The organism is Idiomarina sp. UBA4206, from assembly GCF_002383015.1.
In the GTDB taxonomy this organism is placed as follows: domain Bacteria; phylum Pseudomonadota; class Gammaproteobacteria; order Enterobacterales; family Alteromonadaceae; genus Idiomarina; species Idiomarina abyssalis.
This window is the reverse complement of the sequence record NZ_DFTS01000031.1, coordinates 10796-11195: the sequence shown is the minus strand read 5'-3', so window position 1 is coordinate 11195 and position 400 is coordinate 10796. Positions and strand designations below refer to the sequence as shown.

Annotated in this window: 1 protein-coding gene; it reads left to right on the top strand. The window is 43.0% G+C overall.

What is annotated here, in order from left to right; genetic code table 11:
* Positions 1–311, top strand: a 311-nt coding sequence (locus B3180_RS06485; protein ID WP_286843631.1) for an STAS domain-containing protein, incomplete at its 5' end; no start/stop codon positions are given.
* Between the last annotated feature and the right edge of the window lie 89 nt (positions 312–400).

Below are 400 nucleotides of genomic sequence, written 5' to 3'. Positions count from 1 at the left end.
ACTCAGAGCTTAACGAAGAAAAAACGCAGCGCACTTATCAAGTCTATGGCGAAGTTTTTTTCCGCTCTGCCGATATGTTTGTGCGCGGTTTTGATATGAAAGAAAAACTGCAAAAAGTAATTATCGATTTAACCCACGCGCATTTTTGGGATATCACCTCAGTCGCCGCACTCGACAAAGTCGTACTCAAATTCCGCAAAGAAGGCGTTGAAGTGGATGTAATCAATATGAACAAAGCGACCACCACCATTGTGGATGATTTTGGCGTACATCATAAGCCGGAAGAGATTACTCAGGTGATGGGGCATTAATCTGCATCACTTTTGCTGTCTGCAGGTGAAATTGCTGCCTTGGCAATTTCACCTGCTACACTTTGCAATACCATAATAATCACGCTTCT